The following is an 18,105-nucleotide window of genomic DNA, read 5'->3' as shown; positions in this document are numbered from 1 at the left end:
GGAATAGTGATGGCGAAAGAAACGATATTGACTTACTTAGATCAGCGATTAACGAAAAAAATCACCGACTATGATGTGGCGATCGATTGGGATGCTAAAAATCATACCATCGAATTGGTGCTGCGCTTGTTTGCCGAAAATCCTCACCACGTGCAGATCGACGATGCGCAAGGTGTGGCATCAGAAGAAGCAATCATTGAATTTGAAGATGGGATTTTGCTGTATGATCCACAAAAATCAACGTTTGATGAAGAAGATTATTTAGCGACGATCCCTTATGCAGGGAAAAAAGGGATTCAAAAAGCCTTGTTAGACGGATTGGTTGATTACATTCAAGAAATTTTAGAAGAAGGTCAAAGCGATCTGCTTGATTTCTTGAACGATGACAGTGAAGAAGCGATCTTTGAATTGCGATTCAACGAAGAAGCATTTGTGGAGAAAATGACGAACTATCAAGCCGGGGCTGGGGAAACCATGATCCCGTACCCTAGTTACTAAGGAGAACGAACATGAAGTGGAATGAAGTAACCGTAGCGACATCTAGCGAAGCAGTGGAAGCAGTCGCCAATATTTTAATGGAACACGGAGCAAGTGGGGTAGCGATCGAGGACGTTTTAGATATCGAAAATTTTAAAAGCGATGCATATGGCGAAATTTTGGATAAAGAAACCTATACGACCTTAGAAGAAGGCGCCCAAGTCAGTGCCTATTTCCCAGAGACGATCTTTTTACCAGAAGTGCTGCCGACGATCAAAGCAGCCATCGACCGTCTGCCAGAGTATGGTTTGGCGATCGGCAAAAACACCATCACAACGAGCGAGGTCGTGGAAGAAGCATGGGCAACGGCCTGGAAAAAATATTACCATCCAGTCCGTATCTCCCGCTATCTGACGATCGTGCCGAGCTGGGAAAACTATCAACCGCTGCAAGAAGATGAAAAGATCATTACCCTTGATCCGGGAATGGCTTTTGGGACCGGCACACATCCTACGACACGTTTGACATTACAAGCCCTAGAAGTCTTCTTACGAGGCGGCGAAACCGTCTTAGATGTCGGGACGGGCTCAGGCGTGTTGAGTATCGCCAGTAAATATTTAGGTGCCAAAGACGTGTTCGCTTATGATCTAGATGAAGTCGCTGTAAGGTCCGCCCAAGAAAATATGGCGATGAACCCTATTGCTCACGATGTGACTGTCCAAGCCAATGACCTTTTGCAAGGAGTGACAGTCCCTGCTGATCTTATCGTTGCCAATATTTTAGCGGACATCATTTTATTGATGATCCCTGATGCGTGGCGTCTATTGAAGCAAGAAGGCACCTTGATCGTTTCTGGGATTATTGAGACGAAAAAACAATTAGTGATCGATGCCATGATCGCACAAGGCTTTGAGATCGATCAATTGTTCAATCAAAAAGACTGGTATGCGATCGCCTTTAAAAAATCAGAGGTAGAGTAAGATGCAACGATATTTTTTACAGGAGCCTTATGAAGCAAAAGCGGTGTTTGCCGTTTCGGGAGAACCTTTCCACCATATGATCCGAGTGATGCGCATGACGCCCGGCACGAAAGTCGGTTTAGTCTTTGAGGATCATTTGGCGATCATCGCCAAGATCAAAGAGGCCGATGAAGAAACGGTTTACTTAGAGGAAGTCGAAAAAGAACAGCAGGACAAGGAATTGCCTCTGCAGGTCACGGTCGCTAGCGGCTACCCGAAAGGCGACAAGCTGGACCTGATCGTTCAAAAAGGCACGGAACTTGGGGCAGCAGCCTTTATCGGTTTTCCTGCGCAAACTTCGGTCGTGAAATGGGATCAAAAGAAGTTACAGAAAAAGCAGCAGCGGCTGCAAAAAATCGCCCAAGAAGCGGCGGAGCAATCCCAACGGCAGATCGCACCAGCCATCACACTGCTGGATAACGCCAAAGCATTTTGGCAAAGCCTCAGTCAGTATGATGCGGTCCTAGTGGCTTATGAAGAATCAGCCAAGCAAGGAGAAGCAGCGATGCTGCTGCAAGTGATCACCGCATTGCCCGTTGGTAGCAAAGTTTTAGCGATCTTTGGCCCAGAAGGCGGTCTGACCCCCTCCGAAATCGAAGAAGCCCAGGAAAACAACGCCAAATTATGCGGGTTAGGCCCTCGGATTTTACGAACAGAAACAGCACCGTTTTATTTTTTAAGTGCTGTCAGTGTGTTAACGGAATTAAAGAGGATGTGAGTTGATGAATAAGAACCAAGAAGCAATCAGTGTCCGTTTGTTGACGGCCGATCTGACCGACTGGGTCTTGAAGGATTTTATCAATCAATATAAGACGACCTTAAAGGAAGTCGTCGTTTTGCCTAGTGCCATTCGGCGGGCGAAAATCTTGGCACAAGGCTCTTCCCTACAAATCGGCGCAGTGATCGATTACCCCCTTGCCCAAGGAACACTGGCAAAGGTAGCGTTTGAAATCGGTCGGGCGTTTATGGAAGGTGCCGATTTTTTAGAAGTCTGGCTACCGGCTTCTTCCTTCATGGAAAATGATCGTGGCTTTGCAGAGTTGACCGAAACGATCCGCTCCTTGACCTTGACAGGAGGGGAGATCCGCTTAGCTGTACAGACCGAAATCATGAATGAATTGACGAAGATCCAAGTGGCACAGCGCTTGAAAGAAGAAGCTTGGCCAAAGATTGTGTTAGGACAAAAACAACCACTAGCAGAAGCATTGCATGACGTGAGCTTGTTTTCCTTAGATGGTGGCAGCCAACTGTCGATCCAGATCAATCCCGATACGGTCGATGAACAAGCTCTGGAATCATTACGAGCTGCCGGCGCCGAAAAAATCGGGCTCTCGTATCATGTTTTTGAAGAATTGCTTAAGGACCAGCCAGCACCCGATATGCTTTGAACAACAGCGATTGAAAAATAGCTGAAAAATTTGTATAATAATACTACTAAATAAGAACTGCAGGTTAGACAGGAGTCCCATGCTTAGAACGTTTGTCCGCAAGGCTTTGGGTGCGTGACGAGACGTTAACAGTGACTTCTGTCTGCCTTTTTGATAGCACAAAAAAGAAGAGCAGGAGGCGGAATGAATGGCAAAAGAAGTTATATTGACCGGGCCCAATGTCATCAAATTGGTCGCTCATTATATGAGTGAAGAACACGTTGCCTTTGTCCAAAAAGCATTAGACTATGCGACAGAAGCCCACAAAGAACAATTCCGTAAATCCGGCGAGCCTTACATTATTCATCCAATCCAAGTTGCGGGGATCTTGGCAGAATTGCAGATGGATCCTCATACCGTTGCAACAGGTTTTTTGCATGATGTCGTCGAAGATACTGATGTGACGCTAGCCGATCTGAAAGAAGAATTCGGTGCCGATGTAGCGATGCTAGTGGATGGCGTGACCAAGCTGGGTAAGATCAAGTACAAATCTCATGAAGAACAATTAGCAGAAAATCATCGGAAAATGTTGATCGCCATGGCGCAAGATTTACGGGTCATCATGGTCAAACTGGCTGACCGTTTACATAATATGCGTACGTTGAAACATCTGCGGGAAGACAAACAACGCCGTATCGCCCAAGAAACGATGGAAATCTATGCCCCATTGGCTCATCGTTTAGGGATCAGCCGCATCAAATGGGAATTAGAAGATATTTCTTTGCGTTACTTGAATCCACAGCAATATTACCGAATCGTGCATTTGATGCAGACCAAACGAGAGGAACGGGAATCCTACGTTTCCGAAACCGTGGAAGAGATTCGGATCGCTACGGAAGAACTAGATATCTATGCTGAGATCTATGGTCGACCAAAGCATATTTACTCGATCTATCGCAAAATGAAAGACCAAAAGAAACAGTTCAATGAAATTTATGATTTGTTGGCGATCCGAGTGATCGTTGACTCCATCAAAGATTGTTACGCGGTTTTGGGAACGATCCATACAAAATGGAAACCAATGCCAGGGCGGTTCAAGGACTATATCGCGATGCCAAAAGCCAACATGTACCAATCACTGCATACGACGGTTATTGGTCCTAAAGGCAATCCTGTCGAGATCCAAATTCGGACCCATGAAATGCATGAGATCGCTGAATTTGGGGTTGCTGCGCACTGGGCCTATAAAGAAGGCAAGACGGAAAAAGTCAAAGCCGACAAGATGACCCAACAAGTTGGCTGGTTCCGCGAAATCTTGGAACTACAAGACGAAAGCTATGATGCTTCTGAATTTATGGAAGGTGTCAAAGGCGATATTTTCAGCGACAAAGTCTATGTCTTTACGCCAAAAGGTGATGTGACGGAGTTGCCTCAAGGCTCCAGTCCACTGGATTTTGCCTATAGCATCCATACCGACATCGGTAACAAAACCACCGGTGCCAAGGTCAATGGCAAGATGGTCCAATTGGACTACAAGCTAAAAAATGGGGACATTATCGAGATCTTGACCTCACCAAATTCCTTTGGGCCAAGCCGCGACTGGGTCAAACTAGTGGCTACCAGCAAAGCGAAGAACAAAATCAAACGATTCTTCAAAGCCCAAGATCGTGATGAAAACATCATCAAAGGGCATGAGGCAGTGGTTCGTACCTTACAAGATATGGGCTTTGTGCCAAAAGAATTCTTGACGAAAAGCAAAATGGCGGAAGCTTGCGAACGATTCAATTATCAAACAGAAGATGATCTGTTTGCCTCTGTCGGTTATGGGGAAGTCAGTCCCACGACCTTAGCCAACCGTTTGACCGAAGAAGAACGGCGCGAGAAACAAATCGAGAAGCAAAAGCAGCAAGTCCAAGAGATGATCAATCAACCGGCGAAAAAAGAACCAGAAAAAATGAAGGTTCGTCACGAAGGCGGCATTGTCATTGAAGGGGTCGATAACTTGTTGATCCGCATCTCCCGCTGCTGCAATCCGGTTCCTGGGGATTCGATCGTCGGCTACATTACCAAAGGCCGGGGGATCTCGATCCACCGCAGCGATTGTCCCAATGTTCAAAACAAAGACGCCGCGAACCGTTTGATCGACGTTGAGTGGGAAGATGCCACCGACATCAACAAGGAATACGATGCCGATCTTGAGATCTATGGCTATGATCGTTCTGGTTTACTCAACGATGTCTTACAGACAGTCAATAGCGTCACCAAGCGTTTGGTAAGTGTCGAAGCCAAAACCAACAAAGACAAAATGGCAACGATCCGCATCACGGTGGCGATTCAGAATTTGACTCATTTGAAATCGATCGTTGATAAGATCAAACAGATTCCAGATGTTTACAGCGTCAGACGTACGAAGGGATGAGAAAGAATGCGGGCAGTGATCCAGCGAGTCAGTCAAGCAAGCGTGTCGATTGAGGACAATGTCGTCGGTGCGATCCAACAGGGATTCATGGTTTTGTTGGGGATCACCCATGAGGATACAGGTGACGATGTGGCTTATCTCGTAAGAAAAATCAAGAATTTACGGGTTTTTGAAGACGAAGAGGGCAAAATGAATCGGTCACTGGAAAGCATAAACGGTTCCGTCTTGAGTATTTCACAGTTTACCCTCTATGGGGAGACCAAGAAAGGCAATCGCCCCAGCTTCATTCAAGCGGCACCGCCAAGTATTGCGATCCCGCTTTACGAAGCCTTTAATGAAGGCTTAAAAGCCGAAGGGATCACTGTTGCTACCGGAAAATTTGGCGCAGATATGCAAGTCGCCTTGGTCAATGATGGCCCGGTGACGATCGTGATCGATACGAAAGAAAAATAAGTGATACAAAACGAAGGATTTTCTCGCTGGAAAAAGTGGGAGAAGTCCTTCGTTTTTTTATCCTCTTGAAAGCGCTAAGCATTTTTGATGGGATTCAAGTGAAATATAAGTTGCAATCGGGAAATCTTACAAAACTGTTAGCAAAAACCTCATTCTTTTATTTGTTATTTAACATCTTTTTCTTGTTCTTTTATAAGGGGTTTTAAATGAAAATATCGTTTGCGCTCGTTTTTTAATATTTCAAATTCGAAAAACGATCCTTTATTGCGATTGTTCTTAAGGGAGAAGTATGGAATAATTGTTAAAAAATAATGTCACTGGAGGAAATAACAATGAACTTTTGGCAGCGTGCATTAAAAAGTATCACCAGAAGAAAAGGGAAATCATTTATTTTATTTTTAGTTCTATTTATTTTAGGAAATGTGATCGCTGGTGCTGTAGCAATTCAACAATCCACTGCCAACGTGGAGCGAGAGACGAAACGCAAAATGGGGAACGTAGCTACGGTGGAAATGGATTGGGAAGGTTTTGAAAAAGACAACGCAGATGTTTCGGATGAAGAGCGGTCTCGAGAGGATTTTTATCCGAAACCACCAGCATTGGATGTTTATGAGCAAATCGGTCAGTTAAGTTATGTGAAATACTTTGATTACCAAAATCAAGCGTGGTTAGAAACAACAAAATTGAAAGCCTATACGCCAGAGGATGGCTCGGTCGGCATGGGTGGCAACTATTTCACCTTGAAGGGTGGAAATTTGGTTGAGCCATTAGACATGCAAGAAGGCTTGATTCGCTTGGAGGAAGGCGAGGGATTGACAGAAAAAGATGTCAGTGAGTTGACGAACGCGGTATTGATCAGTAAAGAGATCGCAGAATTGAATAACCTGAGTGTCGGTGATCAATTGGTGTGGGATACACGGGCAGAAGTCATGATGGAAGAAGGCTCAAGCGAAGCAGTGAGTGACGATAGTGAGGAGGCGACGGACGAAACAGCTGAAAGTGGCAATCGTGTCGCAACCTTTGATTATCCCGTGACCATTGCAGGGATCTTTTCTGTCGTTAAAAAGGATCAAAGCAATCAAGGCAATTCATCAGATCAGAGCAATTCTCAAAATAGTGATCAGATATGGCAAGTGATGGATCAAATCAACACCTTTTATGCTAGCAATAATTTAGTGCAAGATTTTAACAAATTGCAGTCTGAAAAGCTTTGGGGTCAAGAAGTGATCGAAGAAGAGTCAGACGCCTATTATCAGCCGATCTTTGTCCTAAATTCAACGGATGACGTCGAAGCTTTTAAACAAGAAGCCGGTGCGTTATTGCCGCAATATTACCGCGTCGTTGCCAATACGGATCAATACGAGCAGATCGCCGGTGGTTTTACTCGTTTAGGAGTGATCGCAAATTACATCGTGATCATTGCATCGATCGCAACCATCTTTATCATTTCCTTAGTGGTCCTACTTTTCTTACGAGATCGGAAACAAGAATTAGGCATCTATCTCTCCTTAGGGGAAAGCCGTGGGAAAGTCATTGGTCAGATCGTGATTGAAGTCTTGCTGGTTAGTTTAGCCGCACTGCTATTGTCCTTAGTGACCGGGAACTTATTAGGTGGGGCCGTTTCAAATACCTTGATGCAAAACGATTGGATGAGCAATCAAAATGATATGGGCGGTGTTTATTATGGCGGTTTGATGGCAGCTAATATTGATTACATGGATATCAAAAATGCTTATCAAGTATCCTTCTCAGCCGGCTACATCATCACGTATCTGCTATTAGGTCTAGGAACTGTCTTACTCTCAGCGATTTTACCGCTATTGTATATTTTACGCTTGAATCCAAAGAAAATCATGATGTAGGAGGAACCAACGATGACTTTATTAGAAACCAAAGCAGTCGATTACTATTACCAAGATGGCGATCAGCGTCGCTATATACTGAAAGAGACTTCTGTTTCTTTTGAAAAAGGCCGATTTTATGCCATCTTAGGTCAATCTGGTTCGGGAAAAACGACGTTTTTGTCCTTGATCAGTGCACTGGATAGTCCGAAAAGTGGACAAGTACTTTATGAAGGCACCGATATCGAAAAAATCGGGCATGAGAATTACCGCCGCGACGACATCAGTATTATTTTCCAAAGCTATAATCTGATTCCTTATTTGAGTGCAGTCGAGAATGTCTTAGTGCCGATGGCAATCACGAAAAATCAGTTGCCGGACAATCAACGAGAAGTGGCGTACAATTTGCTGGATTATATTGGCATCACCAAGGAAAAAGCTGATCGGCTCGTCAATCAATTATCTGGTGGTGAACAACAACGGGTAGCGATCGCGCGGGCATTAGCCACCAATGTCGATATCATTTTAGCGGATGAACCAACCGGAAATTTGGATGAAGAAATGGAGCAAGAGATCATCGATATCTTTAAAGAGCTGGCTCACGTCCACAACAAATGTGTGATCGTCGTGACCCACGCCAATGAGATCGCCCAACAAGCAGATGAAGTCTTGTATTTACGTAAAGGTGTGTTGAGTAAGCATGAGTGATTTTTTATCAAATTTCAGCCCGGACAACTATGATGGCAAAAAGAAGCCTGCTGGCAATAGCGAGAAAAAAACTAGCGAACCTGTCGGAGATCAAAATGCAAGCGGCGCTGAGCAAGCGAGCAAACCAGCGGAGCCAACGACGGTTCACCAATCAGAAGAGCCGACAGCTAGTGAGCCGATGAGTCGCTCGGCAGCCCGTCAACAAACACAGACGACTGAAGCAAAAGCAGCGAGTTCTTCGACGGAGAAGATAGCGTCAAAGGAACCAGTCAGCCGTTTTGGGAAAGAAGAAACGGAATTTGATCCGACCTACAAAAAGCGTCGGCAGAAAAAAATCTTGCTGATTGCCCTGCTGACCGCCTTGGCGGTTACCGTGATCGGGATCGTCTATTATCAGATGATCCATGTGAAGGTGCCGGATTTCACTGCCCAAGATCTGTCAGAAGCGCGGACGTGGGGCATGGAAGAAGGCGTCGCTATCAAAGTGGAGCAAGAATATGACTTTGACAAAGACGTCAACCAAGTAATCGACCAAAGTGTTGACCCTGACAAAAAGATCAAGAAAGGTGCCACACTGACACTGACGGCGAGTCTCGGGCCTGATCCTGAAGAACGCTTAGAGCTGCCAGATTTTTCAGCAATGCAAGTGACCGAAGCAAAAGAATGGATCGCCAGCAATAAAGCCGAGAACCTCTCTTTGATCGAACAATTTGACGACAACGTAGCAGCAGAAGCTTTTATTAAACAAGAGGCGGCCAACAAAGAGCTTGATTTAGCCGAATACAAACGCAAAGACCGTTTGAGTGTCTATTATTCAAAGGGCAAAGAAGTCTTTGAAAAAAATATTGAAGTACCTGATTTTACAGGCAAAGCCAAAAGTGAAGCTTCCGAATGGGCGAAAAAGAATGACTTGAAATACAAAGAAGAAACCGTCTTTTCTGACAGTGTCGCCCTAGACCTGGTGGTTTCACAAGAACCAGTCAAAGGCAGCAAACTTGCGAAAAAAGAAGAATTTGTGGTGAAGGTCTCAAAAGGCCAGGCTTTGACCGTTCCAGATTTTTCACAATACACGATCGAAGAAGCCCAAGGTCTAGAATCGAAGATCCCGCTGCAAGTCAGCACGGTCTATTCCGATCAAGTGGCGTATGGTAGTTTCTTGAGTCAGTCAGAGGAAGCAGGCAAAGAATACAGCGAAAGCGATACTTTGCCAACTGTCAAAGTCGTCTACTCATTAGGCAGACCGTATTTGAAAGACATCCGTTTCCAAGCAACGGAAGGCGACTTGCCAAAACTATTCTTTGATGAATACAAATCAAAAGGCGCCAATGTCTATTACGAAATCTACTATGTCGATTCGGCGGAACCGAAAGGAACCGTCGTTGAAATGAGCCGCTACGGCGAGTTTATTCCCTTAGAAACGTGGATCACTATCGGGATCAGTCGTGGCAATCTTCAAGGCAGTACCCAAACACCGCCGGCAGATGATGGCGGTGACGATACCGATGAACCGGTCAGTACCGCTGGTTCATCTGCTGCCGAATAATCTCGCAACCAACACTTTTTCACACAGTATCAAAAGGTAAGCACCCTTCCTTGGAAGGGTGTTTTTACTTACTAATTGTAAAAAAAACACGAGCGAGCCGCTTGAAATCGCTGGATCGATAAAGTAAACTTGATGGTAACGATAAAAAATGGCTCCGCAGTGCCATCTATAGAAGGGACGAAACAAATGATAAAAAAATTACTCGCGAATGTTGGCAGCTATAAGAAGGACAGCTTGCTGACCCCTGTGTATGTAGCAGGAGAGGTTGCCTTAGATGTCATTATGCCCCTGATCATGGCCATGATGATCGACCAAGGGATCGAAAAAGGAGACGCCGGTGTGATTCTAAGAGATGGCGGCTTGCTTTTTTTATGTTCCTTGATCGCATTACTTTTAGGAACGCTTGGCGGACGAACCGCAGCGATCGCTTCGGCTGGTTTTGCCCGCAACCTGCGGCACAATCTGTTTCGCCGAATCCAAGATTTTTCCTTTTCAAACATTGACCGCTTTTCTTCCTCCAGTTTGATCACCCGCTTGACCACTGACGTGACCAACGTCCAAAATGCGTATCAAATGATTATTCGTATTCTGGTCCGCAGCCCGTTAGTTCTGATTTTCTCACTTGCAATGGTTAGCACCATCAGCCCAGAACTTATGACGATCTACTTAGTTGTTTTGCCGATCTTAGCGATTGGCCTTGCCTTAGTGATTCGTTTTGCCCACCCACTGTTTCTAAAAGTATTCCGCATTTATGACCGCTTGAATAATGTGGTGCAAGAGAATTTACAAGGGGTTCGTGTCGTGAAATCGTATGTCCGGGAAGAACAGCAAGAAGAACTGTTTGGCGAAGTGTCCACCGATGTTTATCGGAATTTCACGCTGGCGCAACGGATCGTTTCCTTTAACATGCCATTGATGCAATTTGCAGTCTATACATGTATGCTGCTCTTGTCATGGTTTGGTGCCCAGTTGATCGTGGAACAAAGTAGCCTGACGACGGGTGAATTAGTCAGCATGTTCAACTACACGATGCAGATTTTGATGAGCTTGATGATGATGTCGATGGCTTTCGTGCAGATTTTGATCGCACGAACGTCGGCAGAACGGGTCGTGGAAGTATTAGATGAAGAAAGTGACTTGAAAAATCCCGCCGATCCGGTCAAAGAGATCAAAGACGGCTCCATCGTTTTTGAAAATGTTGGCTTTAGTTACGCCAATGACAAAAACAAGTTGGCGCTGACGGATGCGAATCTACACATCGAATCCGGGGAAGTCATTGGAATCATTGGTGGAACCGGGAGTGGGAAATCCACCCTCGTCCAGCTGATCCCGCGCTTATATGATGTGATTGAAGGGCGTGTCATCGTCGGCGGTCATGATGTTCGCGACTATGATTTAGAAGCATTGCGGGACCAAGTAAGTATGGTCTTGCAAAACAACGTACTCTTTAGCGGCACTATCAACGACAATTTGCGTTGGGGCAATGAAGAGGCATCGGATGAAGAGATCCAGCGCGTGGCAATGATCGCACAAGCCGATCCCTTTATTCAAGAGTTTCCTGACAAGTATGAAACACAGATTTCGCAAGGAGGAAACAATGTTTCCGGTGGGCAAAAACAACGGTTGACGATTGCTCGCGCCTTGCTGAAGAAACCGAAAATCTTGATTCTCGATGATTCTACTAGTGCCGTCGACACCAAAACCGATCGCAGTATCCGCGAAGGCTTGAAACGAGAAATTCCGGGAACGACGACGATCATTATTTCTCAACGGATCAACTCGATCGAAGACGCCGACCGGATCATCGTAATGGATGATGGAAAAATCAACGGCATCGGTACCCACGAAGAATTGTTGGCAAACAATGCCATCTATCAAGAAGTGTACCATTCGCAGCAGAAAGGATTTGGTGAAGGTGAAGAATAGACAAGCAGCAAATCCCAAGCGCACATTGAAACGTTTATTGCGAACGATGTTTGGCGACTACAAAGGACAACTCCTGTTCGTCGTGGTCATGATCTTGTTAAGTGCCTTTGCCAACGTACGCGGTTCGTTGTTTTTACAAGTCGTGATCGACGATCATATCACACCCCTCTTAGGGCAAGCCAATCCTGATTTTGGCGGCTTGTTTCGGGCGATCGTTCAAATGGCGATCATCTACCTGATTGGAATCTTGGCCGCACTGACCTATAACTTTATGATGGTCAAAATCAGTGAAGGGACCCAGAAAAAAATCCGGGATCAAATGTTCACGCATATGCAGTCTCTGCCCGTCGGCTACTTTGATGCCCGCTCAGATGGCGACATCATGAGCCATTTTACTAATGATACGGATACGTTGCGTCAAATGATCTCTCAAAGTATTCCGAACTTGATGATGGCGGCAGTAACCTTTTGTTCCGTCTTTATCGCCATGTTCTCCATCAGTGTCCCATTGACTCTGTTCGTGATGCTGTCGGTTATTTTGATGCTAAATGTGATCCGCATCATTTCTCGCCGCAGCGGCCGCTTCTTTGGCGCACAGCAACGAGATTTAGGCGCTGTCAACGGGTATATCGAAGAAATGATGCACGGGCAAAAGGTCGTCAAGATCTTCAATCATGAAAAGATCGTCATGGAAGAATTTGATGCCTTAAATGACCAACTACAAGAAAGTGCCACTAAAGCCAATGTCAATGCCAATACCTTGATGCCGATCATGATGAACTTACTGAATGTCCAATATGTCTTGATCGCCATCATCGGTGGCCTGTTTGCCATCAATGGTGTTTCTGGACTAACGGTTGGGATGATCGCTTCTTTCTTGCAGCTGAGCCGTTCATTGAATGGTCCTATCAGCCAAGTGTCACAACAAATCAACTTTGTGATCATGGCGTTAGCCGGTGCTGAGCGAATTTTCAACCTATTAGATGAAACGCCAGAAATCGATCATGGCTACGTCACACTGGTCAATGCCAAATGGTCCCAAGGTCAGCTAGTTGAAACCAAAGAACGAACCGGCACGTGGGCGTGGAAACATCCCCACGAGGATGGAACCATTACCTATACGGAAGTGACGGGAGATGTGCGGTTTGAAGACGTTGATTTTGGTTATGTCGACAATCAACTGGTCTTACATGATATCAATCTTTATGCAGAACCCGGACAAAAAGTTGCCTTTGTCGGTGCCACAGGTGCTGGTAAGACAACGATCACCAATCTGATCAATCGATTCTACAATATCCAAGATGGGAAGATTCGCTATGATGGTATCAATATTGAAAAAATCCATCTGGAATCCCTGCGCCGCTCCTTAGGGATCGTTTTGCAAGACACCCATTTGTTTACTGGAACGATTCGCGAGAATATTCGCTTCGGGAAACTGGATGCTAGTGATGAAGAAGTGCTGGCAGCTGCGAAATTAGCTAATGCCGACATGTTTATCAACCATTTGCCAGAAAAATACGATACCGTGATCACGGGAGATGGCGAAGGACTTTCCCAAGGGCAACGGCAGCTGTTGGCCATTGCTCGCGCAGCGATCGCTGATCCACCAGTGATGATCTTAGACGAGGCCACCTCAAGTATCGACACCCGTACAGAGCGGATCGTCCAATCAGGGATGGACCGTTTGATGTCTGGACGGACCGTGTTTGTGATCGCCCACCGATTGTCTACGATCCAAAACTCCGATGTCATCATGGTAATGGATCATGGCCGCATCATTGAGCGGGGGACCCATGAAACGCTATTGGCTGAAAAAGGCACCTATTATCAGCTATATACTGGAAAAATCGAATTGGATTGATCCTGCCAGTGCTATGGCTCAAAGTTGGAGCAGCTGGAGAGCACCCTGTTTTCCCACTATTTGCAACGACCGATTGACAATAAGCCAATCGGTTTTTTTGCGCAGCTCGAAAAAATGGTATACTGTCACTGAGACAGCTGCACAACGGCGGCTGCACGTAAGCAGTTGTGTTGCGAAAAATGGATTCCATGAGGTGAAAACATGAAATTAGCATTGGCAAAGATCGTTTTAGAAGAAGAATGGTATGAGGTGGTCCAATCGGAAAAAGGAATGGTTTATTTTGGTCGACAGCAGGATCATCATGAGTTACTCAAATTCTTTCCGCTAGCTGAAATCAGCAGCACAGTTGACCTCGATCCAGTAATTGAAGCGCAACTACAAGCTTATTTCGCAGGTGAACCGGTTACGTTTACTTTTGCGTTTGATTTTGTCGGGACGCCGTTTCAACAAACCGTTTGGCAAGCACTGACCCAAATTCCTTATGGACAAACGACTACGTACAGTGACTTGGCGCTGCGCATCCAACGTCCGACCGCTGTTCGAGCTGTCGCCAATGCAGTGGGGCGTAACCCGATGATGATCGTGGTTCCTTGTCATCGTGTGTTAGGAAAAAACGGCCGCTTGACGGGGTATCGGGGCGGGTTAGCAACCAAACGCCGATTACTGCAACTGGAAGGAATTCCTTTTAAAGAATAGATGAAGCAAACTATTTATAGTAAAAAATACTAAAAAGCAATTTCATTTCCTTATTTCTCTGGTATAATAAAATTGATTCCGGTTACAAGAAGGGGTGGAGGAAATGAACATCGTTGAATTACAAAATGGTTCTGATATTCGGGGAATTGCGATCGCCACTGAAAAAGAACAGGTGACACTGACGGAGCAAGCGGTCCGGCAAGTTGCTTCAGGCTTGCGCAATTGGTTGGGAACAAAGGGCAGCGGACCTTTTCGCGTGGCAGTCGGTCGTGACAGTCGCTTGAGTGGCGAAGCACTGCAAGAAGTGTTGATGGCACAGCTGCAGCAAGAAGGCGTGGCAGTGATCGATTGTGGCTTGGCAACGACACCAGCCATGTTTATGAGTACACAATTTGAAGATTTTGACTGTGATGCCGGTGTGATGCTGACAGCGAGTCATTTGCCTTATTACTTTAATGGAATAAAAATTTTCAGCCGCCAAGGCGGTGCGGAAAAATCCGATATCCACTATATTTTGACCCACACTACCGTTCATGAAGCAGCGGATAGAGGAAGTTATCAGCAAAAAGACCTACTGACGCCTTATGCCCAAGATCTGCTGCAAAAGATTCGCCAAGGAATGGGCACCAATACCGAAAAACCTTTGGCTGGATTAAAGATCATTGTTGATGCAGGCAATGGTGCCGGCGGCTTTTTTGCTGAAAAGGTATTACTGCCGCTAGGGGCAGATACGAATGGCTCGCAATTTTTAGAACCAGATGGGCATTTTCCTAACCATATTCCCAATCCAGACAATAAAGAGGCGATGGCGAGTATCCGTGAAGCCGTCTTACGAGAACAAGCCGATCTAGGCATTATTTTCGATACCGATGTCGACCGTTCAGCCGTCGTGACCAAAAGCGGTGAGCCATTGAACCGCAACAATATGATCGCTGTATTAAGCAAGATCATCTTAGCGGAACACCCTGGCACACGCATCGTCACCAATTCGCCAACCTCCAATCATTTAAAAACCTTTATCGAAGCACTGGGGGGACAGCAAGTACGCTATATTTCTGGCTATCGTAATGTGATCAACAAAGCGATCGAATTGAATGAAGCAGGACTGGACACACAGTTAGCCATCGAAACCAGCGGGCATGCCGCGTTTAAAGAAAATTTCTTTTTAGATGACGGAGCGTACGTGATCGCGAAGCTATTAATGATGCTGCCACAACTGCAAGAGCAAGGCACGACGCTGGATGAACTGATCGCAGCATTGCAACAACCCGCTGAGACCCAAGAATTGCGCTTTGCGATCCAACAAGCCGACTATCAAGACTATGGTCGCCAAGTGATCGCGGATTTAGCCAATCATTTGATTCTAGGCTGGCAGATCGATCCAGAAAACGAGGAAGGCATTCGTATCAATCTAACGGGTCCCTATGGTCAAGGCTGGTTCTTGCTGCGAATGAGCCTGCACGAACCATTGCTCGTGCTGCAGATTGAAAATGATGAAGCGGGTCATCTACCGGCAGTCGTTCAAGCGATCGGTCGCTTCCTATCGCAGTATGAAGCCATCGATCAAAGCAAGCTGACACAGTTTTTAGCACAGCAACCAAAAATTTGAAGAAAAGCAGGGAACTAAAATGGTGATTTTGATGCTGCTGATCATGGCAGTGACATATGGTGTGAACTTTTTCTTGTTTCGTTACTTGAACAAACGACCAAAAATCGATGTCGTTGAACGGTTATCGATGTTATTAGGTGTCAACATGAGTGTGCTTTTTTTCGATGGGATTTTATTGTTTATCGGAAAATTACTAATTGAGACTGTCGAGATCATCGAGTAACCTAGTCGTCCGTTTTTTGTTTGCCTCTTCACTGATTCCTCAGGACAGTGAAGAGGTTTTTTAGGGTTTGCTAAAAACGACGATTAATGTTCGCATTCGTTTTTGATATTTGATAAAGTATAGAAGAGAAAATTACGCAAAGTGAGGGAATTCACGGATATGGCAAAAATAATGGTAGTAGAAGATGAAGCGGTGATTCGTCAACTGATTATCGAAGAACTAGAAAAATGGCAGTTTGAGACCTTTGGCACCACGGATTTCCATCAAGTGTTGACTGACTTTGAAGAACAAGAGCCCCAACTGATTTTACTGGATATCAACTTGCCGGTTTTTGATGGCTACTATTGGTGTCAAAAAATCCGCGAAGCTTCCAAAGTACCAATCATTTTTATTTCCAGTCGCAATACCAATATGGATATGATCATGGCCATGAATATGGGGGCGGACGATTTTGTGACAAAACCTTTTGAGATCGACGTTCTGATTGCAAAAATCAACGCTCTGCTGCGCCGTTCCTACAACTATGTAGAAAGCAGCAGCGAAACGTTAGTGCATAACGGTTTGACCCTCAATATCGACAACAGCAGCATGTATATCAATGGCGAAAGCATCGATCTTAGCAAAAACGAATACCGCCTGCTGTATATTTTGATGAAAAATCACGGCAAGATTTTAAGTCGGGAAAAACTCTTACGGGCCTTATGGGATGACGAGCGTTTTGTAGATGACAATACCTTGACGGTCAATATCAATCGTTTGCGACGAAAAATCGAACAAGCAGGGATGAATGGCTACATTGAAACCAAGGTTGGTCAAGGGTATATCGTACCATGACAAAGTGGCGGGTTTTGCGCAGTTTTTTGAAAGATCGTTGGCTGCTGTTTATTGGCTGGCTGGTCTTTTTCGTGTTGACGGTCTTAGTTTTTTGGCTGACTCCTCATTCCCCAATGGATTGGGGCACAGTCGGGTATCTCTTTTTGATGCAAAGTGTCTTGATGGTGTTCTTTTTAGCAATCAGCTACTTATCTAAGCGGCGCTTTTGGCAAAAAATCACCCCCAAGCCCGGAGACAGCTTGCTGCAAAACTACTTGCAAGGAGCACGCTCGGCAGAAGAAGAACGGATCGAATCCTACATCAATCAGTTGATCCGAGAGCACCAAGAATTGATGCAGCAAGTGGTCAGCAATCAAGAAGAGCAAAAGGAATACATCGATTCGTGGGTCCATGAAATCAAAGTACCTTTAGCCGCATCACGATTGCTTTTGCATTCGATCGAATTTGATATTCCTGATGAAAAATTTATCTTACTAGAAAATGAATTGAACCGTATGAATGAATACGTCGAGCAAGTCTTGTACGTCGCCCGTTTGGATAGCTTTTCAAAAGATTATCTGGTCCAAGAAATTTCATTGAAAGCCGTCATCCAGCCAGTTTTACGCAGTCAGGCCAACTATTTTATCCAAAAGAACTTGCATTATGCTGTTGAAGGCGAGGACCAGCAAGTGTTGACCGATGAAAAATGGCTCGGCTTTATCTTTCGACAACTGGTCAGTAATGCCGTGAAGTACACACCACAAAATGGACAGCTGACGATTCGGATCGAAAAAGATGCCCAAGGGACCTATCTCCACTTGCAAGATAGTGGGATCGGCATTCCTAAAGAAGATATGCGGCGCATCTTTGATAAAGGCTTTACGGGCGAAAATGGGCGCCAAACGGACACCCACTCGACGGGATTGGGGCTCTTTTTAGCGAAAAGTTTAGCGAAGGAACTAGGCATCGAGCTAACGGCTTCGTCGACGGTTGGAAAAGGAACCACCATGACGCTGTTCTTCCCGTTACTAAGTTATTATGAGGAAAAACGCTAATCTGCTTTTTTTCGAGTATCTTTTTGTGTTTATTGACAAAAATCACTTGTCCCTAGAACGTTTTCACTGATACACTAAAGCCTGTGTTTAAAATT

General features: G+C 45.2%; 16 protein-coding genes. All 16 read left to right on the top strand.

Annotated features, from left to right (window positions below; all coding sequences use genetic code 11):
* Positions 1–9 precede the first annotated feature (9 nt).
* Positions 10–498 (top strand): DUF3013 family protein, encoded by a 489-nt coding sequence (locus CO692_RS06020; RefSeq protein WP_086291600.1) that lies wholly within the window; start codon positions 10–12, stop codon positions 496–498.
* An 11-nt stretch (positions 499–509) separates the two neighbouring features.
* Positions 510–1,457, top strand: coding sequence for a 50S ribosomal protein L11 methyltransferase (prmA, locus tag CO692_RS06015; protein ID WP_096741831.1), 948 nt, complete (start codon positions 510–512; stop codon positions 1,455–1,457).
* Position 1,458: 1 nt separating this feature from the next.
* A complete protein-coding gene (locus CO692_RS06010) occupies positions 1,459–2,214 on the top strand; it encodes a 16S rRNA (uracil(1498)-N(3))-methyltransferase (RefSeq protein ID WP_096741830.1) in 756 nt (251 codons plus the stop codon).
* A 4-nt stretch (positions 2,215–2,218) separates the two neighbouring features.
* A complete protein-coding gene (locus CO692_RS06005; RefSeq protein WP_096741829.1) occupies positions 2,219–2,884 on the top strand; it encodes a deoxyribose-phosphate aldolase in 666 nt (221 codons plus the stop codon).
* A gap of 187 nt (positions 2,885–3,071) precedes the next feature.
* Entirely contained in the window at positions 3,072–5,282 is a 2,211-nt protein-coding gene (locus CO692_RS06000; protein ID WP_077452332.1) for a RelA/SpoT family protein, read from the top strand.
* Positions 5,283–5,288: 6 nt separating this feature from the next.
* Positions 5,289–5,735: a D-aminoacyl-tRNA deacylase gene (dtd, locus tag CO692_RS05995; RefSeq protein ID WP_077452331.1), complete on the top strand. Its 447-nt coding sequence runs from the start codon at positions 5,289–5,291 to the stop codon at positions 5,733–5,735.
* Between the two features lie 311 nt (positions 5,736–6,046).
* On the top strand, positions 6,047–7,597 hold the full coding sequence (locus tag CO692_RS05990; protein WP_077452330.1) for an FtsX-like permease family protein: 1,551 nt from the start codon (positions 6,047–6,049) through the stop codon (positions 7,595–7,597).
* 12 nt (positions 7,598–7,609) lie between these two features.
* A complete protein-coding gene (locus CO692_RS05985; protein WP_010749041.1) occupies positions 7,610–8,284 on the top strand; it encodes an ABC transporter ATP-binding protein in 675 nt (224 codons plus the stop codon).
* On the top strand, positions 8,277–9,827 hold the full coding sequence (locus CO692_RS05980; protein WP_096741828.1) for a PASTA domain-containing protein: 1,551 nt from the start codon (positions 8,277–8,279) through the stop codon (positions 9,825–9,827). The genes CO692_RS05985 and CO692_RS05980 overlap by 8 nt, the downstream gene beginning before the upstream one ends.
* A gap of 186 nt (positions 9,828–10,013) precedes the next feature.
* The gene (locus CO692_RS05975; protein ID WP_096741827.1) at positions 10,014–11,753 is read left to right on the top strand and encodes an ABC transporter ATP-binding protein; all 1,740 of its coding nucleotides are present in this window, start codon (positions 10,014–10,016) and stop codon (positions 11,751–11,753) included.
* A complete protein-coding gene (locus tag CO692_RS05970; RefSeq protein ID WP_229045650.1) occupies positions 11,692–13,614 on the top strand; it encodes an ABC transporter ATP-binding protein in 1,923 nt (640 codons plus the stop codon). Before CO692_RS05975 ends, CO692_RS05970 begins: the two co-directional genes overlap by 62 nt.
* Before the next feature lie 201 nt (positions 13,615–13,815).
* Entirely contained in the window at positions 13,816–14,310 is a 495-nt protein-coding gene (locus CO692_RS05965) for a methylated-DNA--[protein]-cysteine S-methyltransferase (protein ID WP_096741826.1), read from the top strand.
* A 103-nt stretch (positions 14,311–14,413) separates the two neighbouring features.
* The gene (locus CO692_RS05960; RefSeq protein WP_096741825.1) at positions 14,414–15,919 is read left to right on the top strand and encodes a phosphomannomutase/phosphoglucomutase; all 1,506 of its coding nucleotides are present in this window, start codon (positions 14,414–14,416) and stop codon (positions 15,917–15,919) included.
* Between the two features lie 19 nt (positions 15,920–15,938).
* Positions 15,939–16,142: a hypothetical protein gene (locus CO692_RS05955; RefSeq protein WP_005227790.1), complete on the top strand. Its 204-nt coding sequence runs from the start codon at positions 15,939–15,941 to the stop codon at positions 16,140–16,142.
* A gap of 159 nt (positions 16,143–16,301) precedes the next feature.
* Complete coding sequence (gene sapR / locus CO692_RS05950; protein WP_005227794.1) at positions 16,302–16,976, top strand: two-component system response regulator SapR; 675 nt, start codon at positions 16,302–16,304, stop codon at positions 16,974–16,976.
* On the top strand, positions 16,973–18,010 hold the full coding sequence (sapS, locus tag CO692_RS05945) for a two-component system sensor histidine kinase SapS (RefSeq protein WP_016621950.1): 1,038 nt from the start codon (positions 16,973–16,975) through the stop codon (positions 18,008–18,010). The genes sapR and sapS overlap by 4 nt, the downstream gene beginning before the upstream one ends.
* The last annotated feature ends 95 nt before the right edge of the window (positions 18,011–18,105 follow it).

Source organism: Enterococcus sp. FDAARGOS_375 (assembly GCF_002393265.1).
GTDB lineage: Bacteria > Bacillota > Bacilli > Lactobacillales > Enterococcaceae > Enterococcus_D > Enterococcus_D innesii.
Note: the sequence above shows the minus strand (reverse complement) of the source record. Positions and strands in the feature narration are given on the sequence as shown.